At 71.1% G+C, this 15,549-nt stretch carries 14 protein-coding genes; 9 read left to right on the top strand and 5 right to left on the bottom strand.

What is annotated here, in order from left to right:
* Positions 1 to 41 precede the first annotated feature (41 nt).
* Both ASC56_RS23660 and ASC56_RS23655 read right to left on the bottom strand, forming a co-directional pair.
* Positions 42 to 2,960 carry a hypothetical protein gene (locus tag ASC56_RS23660; RefSeq protein WP_055493524.1) on the bottom strand — a complete coding sequence of 973 codons (2,919 nt, stop codon included), beginning with the start codon at positions 2,958 to 2,960 and terminating at the stop codon, positions 42 to 44.
* Positions 2,957 to 4,804, bottom strand: a complete 1,848-nt coding sequence (locus ASC56_RS23655) for an HSP90 family protein (RefSeq protein WP_055493646.1) — start codon at positions 4,802 to 4,804, stop codon at positions 2,957 to 2,959. The genes ASC56_RS23660 and ASC56_RS23655 overlap by 4 nt, the downstream gene beginning before the upstream one ends.
* 167 nt (positions 4,805 to 4,971) lie before the next feature.
* Here ASC56_RS23655 and recG point away from each other — a divergent pair, with 167 nt between their 5' ends.
* From recG to mutM, 8 genes are all read left to right on the top strand, one after another.
* Positions 4,972 to 7,179 carry an ATP-dependent DNA helicase RecG gene (recG, locus tag ASC56_RS23650; protein ID WP_055493523.1) on the top strand — a complete coding sequence of 736 codons (2,208 nt, stop codon included), beginning with the start codon at positions 4,972 to 4,974 and terminating at the stop codon, positions 7,177 to 7,179.
* A gap of 86 nt (positions 7,180 to 7,265) precedes the next feature.
* On the top strand, positions 7,266 to 7,853 hold the full coding sequence (rsmD, locus tag ASC56_RS23645) for a 16S rRNA (guanine(966)-N(2))-methyltransferase RsmD (RefSeq protein ID WP_055493522.1): 588 nt from the start codon (positions 7,266 to 7,268) through the stop codon (positions 7,851 to 7,853).
* 26 nt (positions 7,854 to 7,879) lie between these two features.
* Positions 7,880 to 8,359 (top strand): pantetheine-phosphate adenylyltransferase, encoded by a 480-nt coding sequence (gene coaD / locus ASC56_RS23640; RefSeq protein ID WP_055493521.1) that lies wholly within the window; start codon positions 7,880 to 7,882, stop codon positions 8,357 to 8,359.
* 121 nt (positions 8,360 to 8,480) lie between these two features.
* On the top strand, positions 8,481 to 9,542 hold the full coding sequence (locus tag ASC56_RS23635) for an ATP synthase F0 subunit B (RefSeq protein ID WP_055493520.1): 1,062 nt from the start codon (positions 8,481 to 8,483) through the stop codon (positions 9,540 to 9,542).
* 172 nt (positions 9,543 to 9,714) lie between these two features.
* Positions 9,715 to 10,353 (top strand): DUF177 domain-containing protein, encoded by a 639-nt coding sequence (locus ASC56_RS23630; protein ID WP_055493645.1) that lies wholly within the window; start codon positions 9,715 to 9,717, stop codon positions 10,351 to 10,353.
* Positions 10,354 to 10,355: 2 nt separating this feature from the next.
* The gene (rpmF, locus tag ASC56_RS23625) at positions 10,356 to 10,529 is read left to right on the top strand and encodes a 50S ribosomal protein L32 (protein WP_003951102.1); all 174 of its coding nucleotides are present in this window, start codon (positions 10,356 to 10,358) and stop codon (positions 10,527 to 10,529) included.
* A 19-nt stretch (positions 10,530 to 10,548) separates the two neighbouring features.
* Positions 10,549 to 11,361 carry a ribonuclease III gene (gene rnc / locus ASC56_RS23620; protein ID WP_055493519.1) on the top strand — a complete coding sequence of 271 codons (813 nt, stop codon included), beginning with the start codon at positions 10,549 to 10,551 and terminating at the stop codon, positions 11,359 to 11,361.
* Between the two features lie 164 nt (positions 11,362 to 11,525).
* Positions 11,526 to 12,386, top strand: a complete 861-nt coding sequence (mutM, locus tag ASC56_RS23615; protein WP_055493644.1) for a bifunctional DNA-formamidopyrimidine glycosylase/DNA-(apurinic or apyrimidinic site) lyase — start codon at positions 11,526 to 11,528, stop codon at positions 12,384 to 12,386.
* Between the two features lie 163 nt (positions 12,387 to 12,549).
* Here the strand turns inward: mutM and ASC56_RS23610 are convergent, their stop codons facing one another.
* Positions 12,550 to 12,966 carry a helix-turn-helix domain-containing protein gene (locus tag ASC56_RS23610; protein WP_055493518.1) on the bottom strand — a complete coding sequence of 139 codons (417 nt, stop codon included), beginning with the start codon at positions 12,964 to 12,966 and terminating at the stop codon, positions 12,550 to 12,552.
* Between the two features lie 470 nt (positions 12,967 to 13,436).
* On the opposite strand from ASC56_RS23610, the gene ASC56_RS23605 reads away from it, so the two are divergent.
* Positions 13,437 to 13,637, top strand: a complete 201-nt coding sequence (locus ASC56_RS23605; RefSeq protein ID WP_055493517.1) for a hypothetical protein — start codon at positions 13,437 to 13,439, stop codon at positions 13,635 to 13,637.
* A gap of 330 nt (positions 13,638 to 13,967) precedes the next feature.
* Here ASC56_RS23605 and ASC56_RS38330 read toward each other — a convergent pair whose 3' ends face one another.
* Together ASC56_RS38330 and ASC56_RS23600 are read right to left on the bottom strand one after the other, a co-directional pair.
* Positions 13,968 to 14,165, bottom strand: a complete 198-nt coding sequence (locus ASC56_RS38330; protein WP_079102673.1) for a hypothetical protein — start codon at positions 14,163 to 14,165, stop codon at positions 13,968 to 13,970.
* A gap of 523 nt (positions 14,166 to 14,688) precedes the next feature.
* Complete coding sequence (locus tag ASC56_RS23600; RefSeq protein ID WP_055493516.1) at positions 14,689 to 15,417, bottom strand: GntR family transcriptional regulator; 729 nt, start codon at positions 15,415 to 15,417, stop codon at positions 14,689 to 14,691.
* Between the last annotated feature and the right edge of the window lie 132 nt (positions 15,418 to 15,549).

Below are 15,549 nucleotides of genomic sequence, written 5' to 3'. Positions count from 1 at the left end.
CGCCGGGTGCCCGCCCGCGGCGGCGGGCACCCGGTGTGCCGTCAGCCTTCCCGGCGCGCCCCCAGCCGCTCCAGCAACCGTTCCGCCTCCGCCCGCCGCGCCCGGGCCGCCTCCGCGCCGCCCGCCGTGTCCCCGTCGTAGCCCTCGTACGCCGACAGCACCGCACGCGCGCGTGCCGACGCCGCGTCCGGGCGGCCGAGGTCGGCCTCCAGCCGGCCCGCCGTCAGCTCCGCTCCGGTGCGCGGGTCGAGTGCGTCCGCGCCGAGGGACTCGAAGGTGGCGATCGCCTCCGTGAGGTGCGTCAGCGCCTCCTCGAAGGCAGTGCGCATCGCCTCCTCGTCCGGGTCGTCACCGGCCGACCGGGCGACCAGCTCGCCGAACTGGCAGTGCGTCTGGCCGAGTTCGGCGATCAGCTGGCTCCGCGCCTCGGTGTCCTCCGAAGAGGCCGCCGCCGAGGCGCACTCCCGTGCCGCCTGCGCCATCAGCTCCCGCGCGGCGTCCAGACCCGTCCCACCGTCCGCCGCCAGCCACGCGCGCGCCCGCAGGGAGCGCACCAGCCCGTGCGTGTTGCCCAGCTCGCGCCACAGGTCACCGGCGCGGGCGTACGCCCGGTCCGCCTCCTCGGGCAGGTCCGCGTGGCCCAGTGCCTCGGCGGCCAGGTGGGCCAGCATGGCGTGGTCGCGCTGCTCCGGCCAGTGCCGGGCGATCTCAGCCGCCCGCAGCCACCGCTCGGCCGCCGCCCGGTGCTCGCCCAGCTGTGTGTGGCAGTCGCCGAGCCACCACTGGGTCTGCACGATCGCCCCGTCGCCGTGTGTCTCGGCGGTCAGATCCGGCAGCGCCGACTCCAGCACCTCGGCCGCCTCGGCGAAGCGCCTCTGCTGGAGCAGCAGACCGCCCAGCTGGTGCCGCGCCCACGCGCCCAGCGTCGGGCCCTCACCCGCCTCGTCGGCCCAGTGCGCCGCCTCCAGGGCGTGCTCGGCCGCCTCCGGGAACCGTCCCGACGCGGCCAGCACCTCCACCAGCTGCAGGTGCAGCTGTGCCTGTCCGACGGGCTCCAGATGCCCCTGGCCGTGCTCCAGCGCCGCCCGGGCCGCCCGGTGCGCCGTCTCCGTGTCGCCGAGCTGCCGCGCGATCCGGGCCAGCCGCACCTCGTGCTCCACCGCGAACCACGCGAGGCCCGCCGTCCCGTACTCCTCGGCCGCCCGCGCCAGCAGTTCCGCACCGGCCTCCGCGTCCCCGGCGTGCACCGCCAGCTCCCCGAGCATGGCCGTCGCCTCGGCGGCCCGGGCGGCCAGGCGCACCTCGGCCGTGTGCGGCCCGGCCAACGCCAGCAGCTCCCGTACGGCCTCCTCGGCGGCCTGAGCCGGGCTCTCGCCCTCCTGCAGCCGGTGTATCAGGATCCGGGCCCGCCCGACGAGCACGGACGCCGTCTGCCGTACCCCCGTCCCGCCCTCCTCGTAGAGGGCGAGCACCTGCGCGCGCAGCCCGTCGATCGTCTGCAGAGCCTCCTCGGAGTGGCCCGTCAGGGCGCGTACGAACGCTCCACGCGCGCGTGCCGCCAGCGCCTCACCGGGGTCGCCCGCCGCCGCGTACAGCTCGGCCGCGCGCTCGAAGAACGAAGCGCCCTCCGGGCCCCGGCTCAGCGCCTCGTGGTCGGCGAGGTCCGCACGGTCCCGGGGGTCCAGTTCCTCCTCGTGCGTGGCGCGCGCCACCGCGGCCCACGCGTCCATGGCGTCGGGGTGCAGGGCGTCCGACAGGCGCCGCGCCTCGGCGAGCAGAGCCGGAAGGTCGCGCGGTGCGGGCTCCTCGACCACCGTGGGGCGCGGCACCACCGGAGCCGGGCGGGCCGCCGAGCGCACACCCAGCGGCAGCCGGTCCACCAGCGGGCGGCGGTCCATCCGCTCCCGGGTGCGCTCACCGACGTACGACGTCCCGTTGCGCGCGTCGAAGCGGGCGGCGAGCGCGAGTGCCTCCTCGCGCGCGTGGCGGGCCAGTTCGCGCGCGGTCCACTCCCGGCCGTCCGGTCCCGGCACGGGTCGGTCGCCGTGCCCCAGGGCCACCAGCCGGTCCGTCAGCAGCGCCACCACCGCCAGGAAGTCCAGCTTGCTGCGCGGGTCCCCGGAGTCCGTGAAGTACGTCGGCCGCTCGGCCAGGAGTTCGAGGCCGCGCGCCTCGTTCCCGGTCAGCGCGCAGAACTCCACGTGGTCCGCGTACGAGCCGCGCATGCTCTCCATGGCCCGTACCAGCCGGAAGCCGCGCAGGTGGTGCGCCCGGGCCTGGTCCAGCCGCCCCAGACGCAGCAGCGGCAACAAGGAGGAGGCCAGTACGGCGTGCGGCTCGTGCGCACAGACGTACTCACCCTCCAGGACCGGACGCCACAGCTCCAGCGCCCGCTCGTCCTCGCCCTTGCGGGCCTGCCACCACCCCTGGTCGTGCAGTTCGCACGCATGGCAGTCGGCCATCTCGTCGCGGTCGGCGGCCAGCCACGCGGCATACGCCCGCTCGGCGCGCGCCAGGTCGCCGATGTGCGCGGCGACGCTGAACTCGGCGCTGCGCACGGCGCGTTCGGAGTGCCCGGCCAGCCGGTAGCGGTGTTCCATCTCGCCGAGCCACTTGTCCATGGAGGCGAGCGGGATGTGCGGCTGGCCCAGCATGCCCGCCGACATCCACTTGAAGACCCAGTGCAGCGAGTGGGTCTCGTACTCGTCGAAGTCCTCGGGGTGTTCGTCCCACATGCGCAGCAGACGCGCGAAGGGGACGAACATCTTGTCCTTCTCGGAGCTGTAGTTGTAGACCTTCAGCTGGTGCCCGAGGGCCTCGATCACGGCCAGCGGGATGTTCAGCCTCTCCGCTTCCACGAGCAACTGCTCCGCGCGCGCGTTGCGCGCCGGACCCTCCGGCTGCTCGTAGTTGTCCGCCATCGCCCGGCGCAGCGAGTCGAAGTCCATCACCCGGCTCATCGCGGGCCGTCCTCGGGGGAGTTGGTATGGGTGGCCCATTCGAGGAGGCCGATGAACGCGCGGTTCAGGAGTGCCGAGTCGGCGGGCCGCAGCGGGCGCTGGGCCATCAGCAGGGCCTGCCCGTAGAGGGACTCCGTGGCGGTGCCGATCAGCGTCGGATCGTTCAGCGAACCGATCCTGCGGATCAGCGGGTTGAGGTGGTTGAGGACCAGCCGCGCGCGGGGAGCGCTGCCCCGCAGCGAGCCCAGGATCCCCGCCCACAGGTCGTCGGCCTCCTCCTCGGCCTCCGCGCGGGCCTGCTCGTGGCGGGCCGCCCGGTCGTCCAGGTGCAGGGCGGGCACGGAGAGGGGATGGAAGGCGCGCAGCACGACATCGCAGCCCAGGGGGTCGAGCGCGGCGCGGGCGGCTCCGAGGAAGGCCGACAGGGCGAGCTCCTGCGCCGGGTCGACCGCGTCCAGGTGCGCGGTCACGGTGTCGGCGTCCAGCTCGGCGACCACCGTCCCCGGCCGCACCGACGGCAACGCCTCCACCAGTTCGCTGTCGTACATATAGCCGCCGTTGACCACACCGACGCCCTGCGCGGAGGCGATCGGCGCGACCTGCCGGTACTCCTCCACGGTCCGCGTGAAGTGCACCACCGGGTGCCGCTGCGCGAACTCCTCCAGGGACAGCCGTCCGTCCGTCGTCTCGAAGGGGAGCCACGGCAGCATCGTGCGCAGCATCTCCTTGTCGTGCCGCGCCAGCGACTTCACGCCCAGGTGGTGCACGGACAGGAAGGCGGCGAGGCGCTCGGGGTCACCGGCCGCGAGGCTTGTCAGCCAGGACCGTACGCGCTCGCCCAGGGCCTCGCGCACGGCGGCCAGGGTCTCGTCCTCGTACAGCGACTCGCGTGATGCCGTGGGCCGCAGGCTGTCCGTGTCCAGCACGCAGCGCACGAAGAACGCCCAGTCCGGCAGCAGCTGTTCGGCCCGCTCGGTCAGCAGCATGCCCTTCAGGTGCACGCGATGGCTCGCCCGCTGGGCCGGGCTGACCGCGGTCGGCAGCACGTACGCCACACCGCGGACCCCGGCGAGCGGCACGTCCAGGTCGATCGTGTCCAGCGGAGTGAATCCGAACAGGTCGTGGCAGTGGCGCGCCAGGGCCATCCTGCGGGTCGTGGGCGAGGGGTACGCCCGCTCCCAGGGCGCCGGCAGATCCGTGATCGCCTCGTCGCCGACCCGGACGTCGTACGGCAGCAGCGACCCGAAGTCCCGTGCGAGGGACCGTACGCGGTCGGCGCGGAGCCAGTCGGCGGCGCCCGGACGCGCCACCAGGTGCACGGTGGTGCCGGGCTCGGGCCGGGCGTCATGCGGCAGCGTGCGTACGGCGTACGACCCGTCGTCGGTGGCCGTCCACTCCACCGGCGCCGCGTCCGGCGTACGGGCGCTGCGGCTGACGACCCGGATGCGCTCGGCGACGACGAAACAGGCCAGCAGACCTATGCCGAACTGGCCCAGGAAGTCGGAGCGGGCCGCCTGGAGTCCGTCGCCGCGCTTGGAGCTGCGGCCGATGGTGGCCAGCAGGCTGTGCACATCGGACTCGGTGAGCCCGATGCCCGAGTCCTCGACGCGCAGGGTGCCGCCGTCCGCGAACAACCGGACCGTGGCGGGCGCCTCCGGCTGCTCGGCACGGCGTGCGGTGATCGCGTCCACGGCGTTCTGCAGCAGCTCGCGCAGATAGACCTTGGGGCTGGAGTAGAGGTGATGGGAGAGCAGGTCCACCAAACCGCGCAGGTCGACCTGGAACGTATGAGGTGACTGAGGTGACTGAGGTGCCTGGGATGACTGCGAGGTCTGGGAATCCATCGTCACGGCGCCGTCGGTGGGGGACGGTCGACGGCGCGGGGTCGGGCGGTCCCGGTGGGGCGGTGACCGCGGGGCGATCCGGGGGTGCGCCATCGTAGGCCCGGAGCCACCCTCCTGACCAGCGGCTTTGCAAGACGTATACGGCATTGTCAGTGGGGTGGTGTGCAATGGATCTCGTGCCCGCACTGAAAGAACCGCTGAAGAAGGTGCTCGGCCCCGCCACCGCGAAGGTGATGGCCGAGCACCTCGGCCTGCACACCGTCGGAGACCTCCTCCACCACTACCCGCGCAGATACGAGGAGCGCGGTCAGCTCACCCACCTCGCCGACCTCCCCATGGACGAACACGTGACGGTGGTCGCCCAGGTCGCCGACGCCCGGCTGCACACCTTCGCCTCGGCCAAGGCGCCCCGCGGCAAGGGGCAGCGGCTCGAGGTCACCATCACCGACGGCAGCGGCCGTCTCCAGCTGGTCTTCTTCGGCAACGGCGTGCACAAGCCCCACAAGGAACTCCTGCCGGGCACCCGGGCCTTGTTCGCGGGCAAGGTCTCGGTCTTCAACCACAGGCTCCAACTGGCCCATCCGGCCTATGAGCTGCTGCGCGGCGACGACGTGTCCGAGACGGTGGACAGCTGGGCGGGCGCCCTCATCCCGATCTACCCGGCCACGGCCAAGCTGGAGTCCTGGAAGATCGCCAAGTCGGTGCAGACGGTCCTGCCGAGCGCCCAGCAGGCGATCGACCCGCTGCCGGACTCGCTCCGCGACGGCAGGGGCCTGATCCCCCTGCCCGAGGCCCTCCTGAAGATCCACCGCCCGCACACCAAGGCGGACATCGCCGACGCCCGCTCCCGCCTCAAGTGGGACGAGGCCTTCGTCCTCCAGGTCGCCCTCGCCCGCCGCCGCCACGCCGACGCCCAGCTCCCGGCGGCACCCCGGGTCCCCGGTCCGGACGGCCTGCTGGCGGCCTTCGACGCCAGGCTCCCCTTCACCCTCACCGAGGGCCAGCGGAAGGTCTCCAAGGAGATCTTCGACGACCTGGCGACCGAACACCCGATGCACCGGCTGCTCCAGGGAGAGGTGGGCAGCGGGAAGACGATGGTGGCGCTGCGCGCCATGCTCGCCGTCGTCGACGCGGGCGGTCAGGCCGTCATGCTCGCGCCCACCGAAGTGCTCGCCCAGCAGCACCACCGTTCGATCGTCGAGATGATGGGGGAGCTGGCCGAGGGCGGGATGCTGGGCGGGGCCGACCAGGCCACCAAGGTGGTGCTCCTGACGGGGTCAATGGGAGCGGCCGCGCGGCGCCAGGCGCTGCTCGATCTGGCGACCGGCGAGGCCGGGATCGTCATAGGCACGCATGCGCTGATCGAGGACAAGGTGCAGTTCCACGACCTCGGTCTCGTCGTGGTCGACGAGCAGCACCGGTTCGGGGTGGAGCAGCGGGACGCTCTGCGCGGCAAGGGCAAGCAGCCGCCCCATCTGCTGGTGATGACCGCCACGCCGATTCCCCGGACCGTCGCCATGACCGTCTTCGGCGACCTGGAGACCTCCGTCCTCGACCAGCTCCCGGCCGGGCGCTCGCCGATCGCCAGCCATGTGGTGCCCGCCGCCGACAAGCCCCACTTCCTGGCGCGCGCCTGGGAACGGGTGCGCGAGGAGGTCGAGGGCGGCCATCAGGCGTACGTCGTGTGCCCCCGGATCGGTGACGACGACGAGCCCGCCGATGCGAGGAAGAAGAAGTCGCCGGAGGACGAGGCGGAGAAGCGGCCCCCGCTCGCCGTGGTCGACGTGGCCGACCAGCTCGCCCAGGGGCCCCTGAAGGGGCTCAGGGTCGAGGTGCTGCACGGGCGCATGCCGCCCGACGACAAGGACGCGGTGATGCGCCGGTTCGCCGCCGGCGAGACCGACGTCCTGGTCGCGACGACGGTCATCGAGGTCGGCGTCAACGTCCCGAACGCCACGGCGATGGTGATCATGGACGCCGACCGCTTCGGGGTCTCGCAGCTCCACCAGCTGCGCGGCCGCGTCGGCCGGGGCTCGGCGCCCGGGCTCTGCCTCCTGGTCACCGAGATGCCCGAGGCGAGCGCGGCCCGCCAGCGGCTGAACGCCGTGGCCTCCACCCTGGACGGCTTCGAGCTCTCCCGCATCGACCTCGAACAGCGCCGCGAGGGTGACGTGCTCGGCCAGGCCCAGTCCGGCGCCCGCTCCTCGCTGCGCATGCTCGCCGTCATCGAGGACGAGGAGATCATCGCCGAGGCCCGCGAGGAGGCCGCCGCGGTGGTCGCAGCCGACCCGGACCTGGAGCACCTGCCGGGCCTGCGCACGGCTCTGGACGCCCTGCTGGACGAGGAGCGGGAGCAGTACCTGGACAAGGGGTGAGCGCGGACGGCACGCCGACTGAGAGACTGGAGGCGCACACCGGCCCCACCGGGGGCGCCGCCCGCACACCGACAAGGACCGAAGAGATGACCCGCGTGATCGCCGGCCGGGCCGGCGGACGCCGCTTGGCCGTCCCGCCGGGGAACGGCACCCGCCCCACCTCCGACCGGGCGCGCGAGGGACTCTTCTCCACCTGGCAGTCCCTCCTCGGCGGCCCGCTGGACGGCGAGCGGGTCCTCGACCTGTACGCGGGCTCGGGCGCCGTCGGGCTGGAGGCCCTGTCCCGCGGGGCCGGCCACACCCTGCTGGTCGAGGCCGACGCCCGGGCCGCCCGGACCGTCCGCGAGAACGTCAGGGGGCTCGGCCTGCCCGGCGCCGAGGTCCGGGCGGGCAAAGCGGAACAGATCATCCAATCCCCGGCGCCGGCGCAGCCGTACGACATCGTCTTCCTCGACCCGCCGTACGCGGTCTCGGACGACGATCTTCGCGAGATTCTGCTCACACTCCGCTCGGGGGGCTGGCTCGCGGCCGACGCCCTCGTCACCGTGGAGCGGAGCACCAGAGGCGGAGACTTCCGTTGGCCGGACGGCTTCGACGCGATCCGGGCCCGCCGCTACGGCGAGGGGACGTTTTGGTACGGTCGCGCCGCCTCTACGTGCGAAGACGCACGATGACCGGACCGGAGAGCGAGGGATCACAAGTGCGCCGCGCCGTCTGTCCCGGGTCGTTCGACCCGATCACCAACGGACACCTAGACATCATCGCCCGTGCCTCCAAGCTGTACGACGAGGTGTACGTCGCGGTGATGATCAACAAGGCCAAGAAGGGCCTGTTCGAGATCGACGAGCGGATCGACCTCATCCGACAGGTCACCGCCGAGTTCGGCAACGTCGAGGTGGAAGCCTTCCACGGCCTCCTCGTCGACTTCTGCAAGCAGCGCGACATCCCCGCCATCGTCAAGGGTCTGCGCGCCGTCAGCGACTTCGACTACGAGCTGCAGATGGCCCAGATGAACAACGGCCTCTCCGGTGTGGAGACCCTCTTCGTCCCCACCAACCCCACGTACAGCTTCTTGTCCTCCTCGCTCGTCAAGGAGGTGGCGGCCTGGGGCGGGGACGTCTCCCACCTGGTGCCGCCGGTCGTCCTGGAGGCCCTCAACAAGCGCCTCAGGAGGGACTGAGCGGGTCCGCCGCGGCCCCTCGGAAGCTGACGGCCTGTCATCCGGTGTCGGTCGGGGCAGGAGTGGTCGTACAGTCGACTCGTCCGTCTCCAACACAGCTGTAGAGAGTGGCGAGCACACGGTGGACGTGCAGAAGAAGCTCGACGAGATCGTCGCGATGGTCACCAGCGCCCGGTCGATGCCCATGTCGGCCTCGTGCGTGATCAACCGCGCCGAGCTGCTCTCGATGCTGGAAGAGGTACGCGCGGCGCTGCCCGACTCCCTGGCCCAGGCCCAGGAGCTGATCGTCGACCGTGAGCAGATGGTCGAACGGGCCCGCCAGGAGGCCGAGCGGATCATCGAGCACGCGCACGCCGAGCGCGGCTCGCTGGTCTCCGGCACGGAGGTCGCCCGCCGTTCCCAGGACGAGGCCGACCGCATCCTCACCGAGGCCCGGCAGGAGGCCGAGGACATCCGCGCCGAGGCCGACGACTACGTCGACTCCAAGCTCGCCAACTTCGAGGTCGTCCTCACCAAGACCCTCGGCTCGGTGGGCCGCGGCCGCGAGAAGCTCCTCGGTACCGGTCCCGGCCTCGACGAGCACGGCTACGAGGACGAGGACGCCCCCGAGCGCAGTCACGACCCGCAGACGCTGCGCCGTGACGCCGACGCGTACGTGGACGCCAAGCTCGGCGCCTTCGAGGCCGTCCTCGCCAAGACCCTGGAGGCCGTCGGCAAGGGCCGCCAGAAGCTGCACGGCCGGATCGCCAGCGACGACCTCGGCGCTCTGGCCGGCGACCCGACGACCGTCCAGCACTCCAGCGACGCCGACTACCTCGCCGACCTCGCGGCCCTGGCCGACACCCCGGATCCCCGGCCCGCGGCATCCCAGCCCCCCGCCGTCCCCGACCAGCAGACCCAGCCGGCCTACGCGCAGCAGCAGGACCCGTACGGGTACCAGCAGACGGACCAGTACGGCTATCAGCAGGCGTACGTCCAGCCCGACGCGTACGGCTACCAGGGGGCCGACCCGTACGCCGCCTACCAGCAGGCGGGGACCTACGACCAGCAGGCGGTCTACGACCAGGGGCATGGAGGGCACTACCCCCAGGACAACGCCCTCGACGAGACCAGCCTCTTCGACACGAGCATGATCAGCGCCGAGCAGCTGAGGGCGTACGAACAGGGGCGCGGCGGTCACTGAGCGTTTCCGCGCGCGGACCCCGGGGTGTCCCGGGCGCACCGGATTGGGCCGAGAGCGAAAGGTCCAGTATCCTGGCTCTTCGGTCGCGCGTACCCTCCGCGATCAGCGCTGCCCGGAACCCCACCGGACGGCGTCCCCCTCTGAGCTTCCAAGACCGAAAGCAGGAACGGCTCTGAACGCCCGCCTCGACCATCGCAACCCCCTCGTGTTCGACACGCACGAGCTGGGTCGGCGTCCTGGTGCGCTGCAGCGCCTGACCCGCACGGTCGACACGCCGGGGGACTTCGGTATCCAGGGCGTCATCGGAGTGCCGGAAGGCGCGCCGATGGAGCTCGAACTCCGGCTCGAGTCGGTCATGGAAGGGGTGCTCGTCACTGGCACCGCCCGTGCATCGGCCGAGGGGGAGTGCGTAAGGTGTCTGGAGCCGCTCGGGCTGGAGCTCGAAGCGGACTTCCAGGAGATGTTCTCGTACCCTGACGCCGACGACCGGGGCCGTGCCATCACGGAACCCGGCGACGACGCCGAGGACGACGAGGACAGGCTCTTCCTCGAGGACGGCCTGTTCGACCTCGAACCTTTGCTGCGTGATGCGGTGGTGCTCGCACTGCCGATGCAGCCGGTGTGCCAGGAAGACTGCCCGGGCCTGTGCTCCGAGTGCGGAGCGCGGCTCGCGGACGACCCGGACCACCACCACGACGCCGTCGACATCCGTTGGGCGGCACTGCAGGGACTCGCCGATTCACTCGAACCCGGCGATAAGGACGAGAAGAGCGGCGCCGAAGCGGGCGTCGACGAGAAGCAGGAGAAGTAGCCGTGGCTGTTCCGAAGCGGAAGATGTCGCGCAGCAACACGCGCCACCGCCGGTCGCAGTGGAAGGCTGCGGTCCCCACCCTGGTTGCGTGCGAGCGCTGCCACGAGCCCAAGCAGCAGCACATCGCGTGCCCGTCGTGCGGCACCTACAACAAGCGCCAGGTCCTCGAGGTCTGAGCGGCTGGTGAGAGGTCTGATGTCTGACGCCAAGGCGGATCCACACGCCAGGAAGAAGGCGGACAACACAGCCTCGTCCCACACGCTTCTGGAAGGGCGGCTCGGCTACAAGGTCGAGTCCGCCCTTCTGGTGCGTGCGCTGACCCACCGTTCGTACGCGTACGAGAACGGCGGTCTGCCGACGAACGAGCGCCTGGAGTTCCTCGGGGACTCCGTCCTGGGCCTCGTCGTGACGGACACGCTGTACCGCATCCACCCCGACCTGCCCGAGGGCCAGCTGGCCAAGCTGCGGGCCGCGGTGGTGAACTCGCGTGCGCTGGCGGAGGTGGGCCGCGGGCTCGACCTGGGCTCCTTCATCCGGCTGGGCCGGGGCGAAGAGGGCACGGGCGGCCGGGACAAGGCGTCCATCCTCGCCGACACCCTTGAAGCGGTGATCGGCGCTGTCTATCTCGATCAGGGCCTGGACTCGGCGGCGGAGCTGGTGCACCGCCTGTTCGACCCGCTGATCGAGAAGTCCTCGAATCTCGGTGCCGGCCTGGACTGGAAGACCAGCCTCCAGGAGCTGACCGCGACCGAGGGGCTCGGCGTGCCCGAGTACCTGGTCACGGAGACCGGCCCGGACCACGAGAAGACCTTTACTGCTGCCGCCCGCGTCGGAGGCGTCTCGTACGGCACCGGCACCGGCCGCAGCAAGAAGGAGGCGGAGCAGCAGGCCGCGGAGTCGGCCTGGCGCTCCATCCGCGCCGCCGCGGACGAGCGCGCGAAGGCGGTGGCCGAAGCGGGTTCCGCCGACATCGCTTCGGCCCCGGCGAGCGGCACGGCCACGGCCTGAATCCTTCACCCGGACCGCGCCCCGGCGACTGCGCCGCGGCGGGGTCCGTCGCATGGCAGACCACCGGGGTGGGTGGCGCGGGCCTGCGCCGGCCGTATCGCCGGCCCACCATGATCACGAGGTACCCTGCGGACGTCACCGCCGTCACCCTTCCGGAGGAGTCCGTGCCCGAGCTGCCCGAGGTCGAGGTCGTGCGGCGGGGCCTGGAGCGCTGGGTCGCCCACCGGACCGTCGCCGACGTCGAGGTGCTGCATCCGCGCGCCGTCCGCCGGCACACCGCGGGCGGCGAGGACTTCGCACACCGCCTGAAGGGGCAGCTCCTGGGCGCCCCGAGCCGTCGCGGCAAGTACCTCTGGATCCCGGTCGAGACCACCGGCACGGCGATCCTCGCCCACCTCGGGATGAGCGGCCAGCTCCTCCTCCAGCCGCAGGGTGCACCCGACGAGAAGCACCTCCGCATCCGTCTGCGCTTCGACGACGCCCTCGCCACGGAGCTCCGCTTCGTCGACCAGCGCACCTTCGGCGGTCTCTCGCTGCACGACACCAGCCCCGACGGACTGCCCGACGTCATCGCGCACATCGCCCGGGACCCCCTCGATCCGCTCTTCGACGACGAGGCGTTCCACCAGGCGCTGCGTGGCAGGCGCACGACCATCAAACGGGCCCTGCTCGATCAGTCGTTGATCAGCGGTGTCGGCAACATCTACGCGGACGAGGCGCTCTGGCGCGCCCGTATCCACTACGAGCGCCCCACCGCGAACTTCACACGTCCGCGCAGCGCCGAACTCCTCGGCCATGTACGGGAGGTGATGAACGCCGCGCTCGCCGTCGGGGGCACCAGCTTCGACAGCCTCTATGTCAACGTCAACGGGGAGTCGGGCTACTTCGACCGGTCGCTGGACGCCTACGGTCGCGAGGGACTGCCCTGCCGACGCTGCGCCGCGCCCATGCGCCGCCGCCCCTGGATGAACCGGTCCAGCTACTACTGCCCGAAGTGCCAGCGAGCGCCTCGCATCCACCCGTGACAGCCCACCTCCGGCCCCCACGCCGTCCTCTGGGAGACACCTGGTCGGCGCGTCCTGGGCTGGGAGGCCTGTGCCCAGCGGGGCCCGTGGCGGGGCCGGCTGTCTCGCCCGTCCTGTCCTGGGCGGAACGGCCGGTTGGGGCGCCCCGTCGTGAGGGGAGCCGCTAGCTTGCGCGTCCCGTGGCCGGGGACGGGCCGCTCGCGCGTGCCTCGTCGTAGCGGCTGCGGGCTTCCAGGACGTCGTCCATACGGCCCTCCACGAAGTGGATGAGGGCCAGCAGCCGCTCGGCGACCTCGCGGCCCAGCGGGGTCAGTTCGTAGTCCACGCGGGGCGGGTTCGTGGGCTGTGCCTCGCGGAGCACCAGGCCGTCGCGCTCCAGCGCGTGCAGGGTCTGGGACAGCATCTTCTCGCTCACGCCGTCGACACGGCGCCGCAGCTCGTTGAAACGGAACGAGCCCTGGTACAGCGCGCCGAGCGTGAGCGCACCCCAGCGTCCCGTCACGTGCTCCAGCGTGACCCGCGACGGGCACGCCTTGGAGAACACGTCGTAGGGGAGGTCCTGCTCGGGCGCGGTGGTCATACCAGAAGCGTACGTGACCATGGCGCTCACCGACAGATTGCACTAACCATGAGTAAGCACCATCTGTCGGCAGCCCCTCCCTCTAGCCCCTCCCACCAGGCCCTCTCAGCGCCCTGGTCAGTAGCCGAAGAAGTGAAGGCCAGGGTCTCTGACCTGCGACCGCGTGATTGGCCAACGCTGCGACCTGCGACTTAGCCGTGGGCGGTTGTCAGCGTTGGTCGTTGTTGAGCGCCCCCGCACGGCCCAGGGGCGGCCCAAGCGGGGGCGTCGCGTGTTGCTGAGGCGTGCCGGGCATGTCAGACGATCTACTCAGGGCGGTGACGGCTCAGGGCCTGTCCGACGGATCGCGTCACCGACCCCGCACCCGACAGCCCTGTCACCCGAATGGCGCAACATCACGTGCCACCCACATGGGTGAGGATCAAGCTGGCTAGTGCCCCAACCGAGGCAATCCGCGAAAGGGGAACCACATGCGCAGTCGACGAATCCTCGCCGCCGTCATCGCCACGGCAGCCCTCGCCGGACTCGGCCTCGCCGGCGCCGCCACCGCCACTGCCGCCCCCGCACAGGTCAGCCCTAGCCAGTGCCGGGACGGCGGCGGAACGCCCCGGATCGACTTGCCGGGCAACCCCTGCGTGGGCGGTGAGTACAACGGGCAGTCGGTCGACTAAACCCCCCAAGGCGCCCCGCAGCCACGCGCCGCGGGGCGCTCCCGCGCGAGCGTAGCCGGGAGAGTCGCAAGGACTGTGCCGACCCGTCGGCACGCTGCACGGGGGGACTATCGACTAGGCCGTTTCTGATGGCTCTTGCTGGGCTGGGTGGATCAGCTCTTGGGCTGGGCAGGTGCGTGTCATGGTGCGGCGACATGAGCTCACGGACGCGCAGTCGCAGAAGATCTTGTTTCTGCCCGCGAACGGCAAGCCTGGCGGGCAGTGGTCCGATCACTGCACGCTCGCGCGGGAGCGCCCCGCGGCGCGTGGCTGCGGGGCGCCTTGTGAGGTCTAGTCGATGAGATACCGCCCGTTGTATGTACCGCCCTTGCAGGTGAAGTCCTGAAAATCGGGCGTTCCGCCGCCCTGCCTGCACTGAGCAGGGCTGATTGCGCCACTCTGTGCGGTGGCGGCGGTGGCGCCTGTGAGGCCGAGTCCGGCGAGGGCTGCCGTGGCGATGACGGCGGCGAGGATTCGTCGACTGCGCATGTGGTTCCCCTTTCGCGGATTGCCTCGGTTGGGGCACTAGCCAGCTTGATCCTCACCCATGTGGGTGGCACGTGATGTTGCGCCATTCGGGTGACAGGGCTGTCGGGTGCGGGGTCGGTGACGCGACCCGTCCTAGAGCCTGTGCGTGGGCACGCGGTCGGCGTAGCGGCTTTGGGGTGGCGCTGCTTTGGCGCGAGTGATCATGGCCCCGTAAGCTTCCGGCGCGTCGGGCAGTCTGTGGACCTGCCCGGTAAAGCACGACGTTGGGGCCATGATCTGCGAGGCTCGCGCCAAAGTGGCTCCGTAAAGCCGTGGAGCCGACCGCCCCAGCCACGACGTGTTCTGACCTCATGCTCCGTGTGCCTGCCTCTTGGGCGGGAGTGGGCGGCCGGCGGTGCCGAGCGGGGCGGAGACATGAGCGCGGGCGCCGCCGGCCGCCCGCGCCCGCCCGGAGGAGCGAAGCGACGACGGGTGCTTGATGAGGTAGAGAAACCTGTAACCGGCGCCCTAGCACGGAGCGCTCTTACTGCGTGGACTCCTGCCAGAAGCCCGGGGTATAGACGTCCTCCCAGAGTTCAATGGGGCCGTCTTCGTCGTAGAACGTGGTGTGAAGGACAAGGACGGGCACGGCCGCGTTGGGAGGAGCAGGTACCTCTAGGGCTTCGAGTTCGTAGCCTGCGGCAAGGCGTGCGGTCCGCCGTTCGGGGGAGCGAGTGATCTCTTTGCCGGTGCGCTCCGTGTAGGTCTTCTGCCAGAACGGTTGCAAGGGACCGCTCTGGGCGATCTCCGGCACGTCCCGCAGCGCACGCGGATGGATGAACGACAGCCCCAATGCATAGGGAACGTCGTTGCGTCGAAAGGTTCGCCGACGGATCACGATCTCTTCGTACGGCTCGATGCGAAGCTGCTCGATGATGTCGTTGTCGTTGCAGCCCCGGATCATGGCCATGTGATCGGTGGCAGTTTCCTCAGGTACAAAGGGGCTGCCTGTGGCGTTAAGGCGGTCAAGCCGTGCGGCTCCAGTAGCAGCCGTGCGGGGCCGTGCGGCTACGACGGTGCCAACTCCGGGCTTAGCGTAGGTGAGCCCTTCGGCTTTGAGCTGCTTGAAAGCTCGGTTCGCGGTGGTGACGGTGACGCCGTACCGCTCTTGGATCTCCGTGAGTGAGGGGATCTTGTCTCCAGGGCGGAGCGTGCCGTTTTGCATCTGTTTCCGCAGATCAGCGGCGATGTCTGCATATCCGATCTTTGCCATGTTGCCCCGACCTCCCTTCGAGTTGAGGTTTCTTAGTAGAGTACCTTGTACAGGACTACATGTAGTGCTCTACTTAAGGAGCCAGAACACGCGAGAGCGGCGCCCAACCGCCAAGTCAGATCGCCGCTCCCG

This window comes from Streptomyces sp. TP-A0356, from assembly GCF_001417775.1.
In the GTDB taxonomy this organism is placed as follows: domain Bacteria; phylum Actinomycetota; class Actinomycetes; order Streptomycetales; family Streptomycetaceae; genus Streptomyces.
Note: the sequence above shows the minus strand (reverse complement) of the source record. Positions and strands in the feature narration are given on the sequence as shown.

What these genes read in the sequence shown, in the direction of transcription:
- ASC56_RS23660 (WP_055493524.1), bottom strand. Translation starts at nt 2,960, where the DNA reads ATGAGCCGGGTGATGGACTTCGACTCGCTGCGCCGGGCGATGGCGGAC.
- ASC56_RS23655 (WP_055493646.1), bottom strand. Translation starts at nt 4,804, where the DNA reads ATGGATTCCCAGACCTCGCAGTCATCCCAGGCACCTCAGTCACCTCAG.
- recG (WP_055493523.1), top strand. Translation starts at nt 4,972, where the DNA reads ATGGATCTCGTGCCCGCACTGAAAGAACCGCTGAAGAAGGTGCTCGGC.
- rsmD (WP_055493522.1), top strand. Translation starts at nt 7,266, where the DNA reads ATGACCCGCGTGATCGCCGGCCGGGCCGGCGGACGCCGCTTGGCCGTC.
- rnc (WP_055493519.1), top strand. Translation starts at nt 10,549, where the DNA reads ATGTCTGACGCCAAGGCGGATCCACACGCCAGGAAGAAGGCGGACAAC.
- ASC56_RS23610 (WP_055493518.1), bottom strand. Translation starts at nt 12,966, where the DNA reads ATGACCACCGCGCCCGAGCAGGACCTCCCCTACGACGTGTTCTCCAAG.
- ASC56_RS23605 (WP_055493517.1), top strand. Translation starts at nt 13,437, where the DNA reads ATGCGCAGTCGACGAATCCTCGCCGCCGTCATCGCCACGGCAGCCCTC.
- ASC56_RS38330 (WP_079102673.1), bottom strand. Translation starts at nt 14,165, where the DNA reads ATGCGCAGTCGACGAATCCTCGCCGCCGTCATCGCCACGGCAGCCCTC.
- ASC56_RS23600 (WP_055493516.1), bottom strand. Translation starts at nt 15,417, where the DNA reads ATGGCAAAGATCGGATATGCAGACATCGCCGCTGATCTGCGGAAACAG.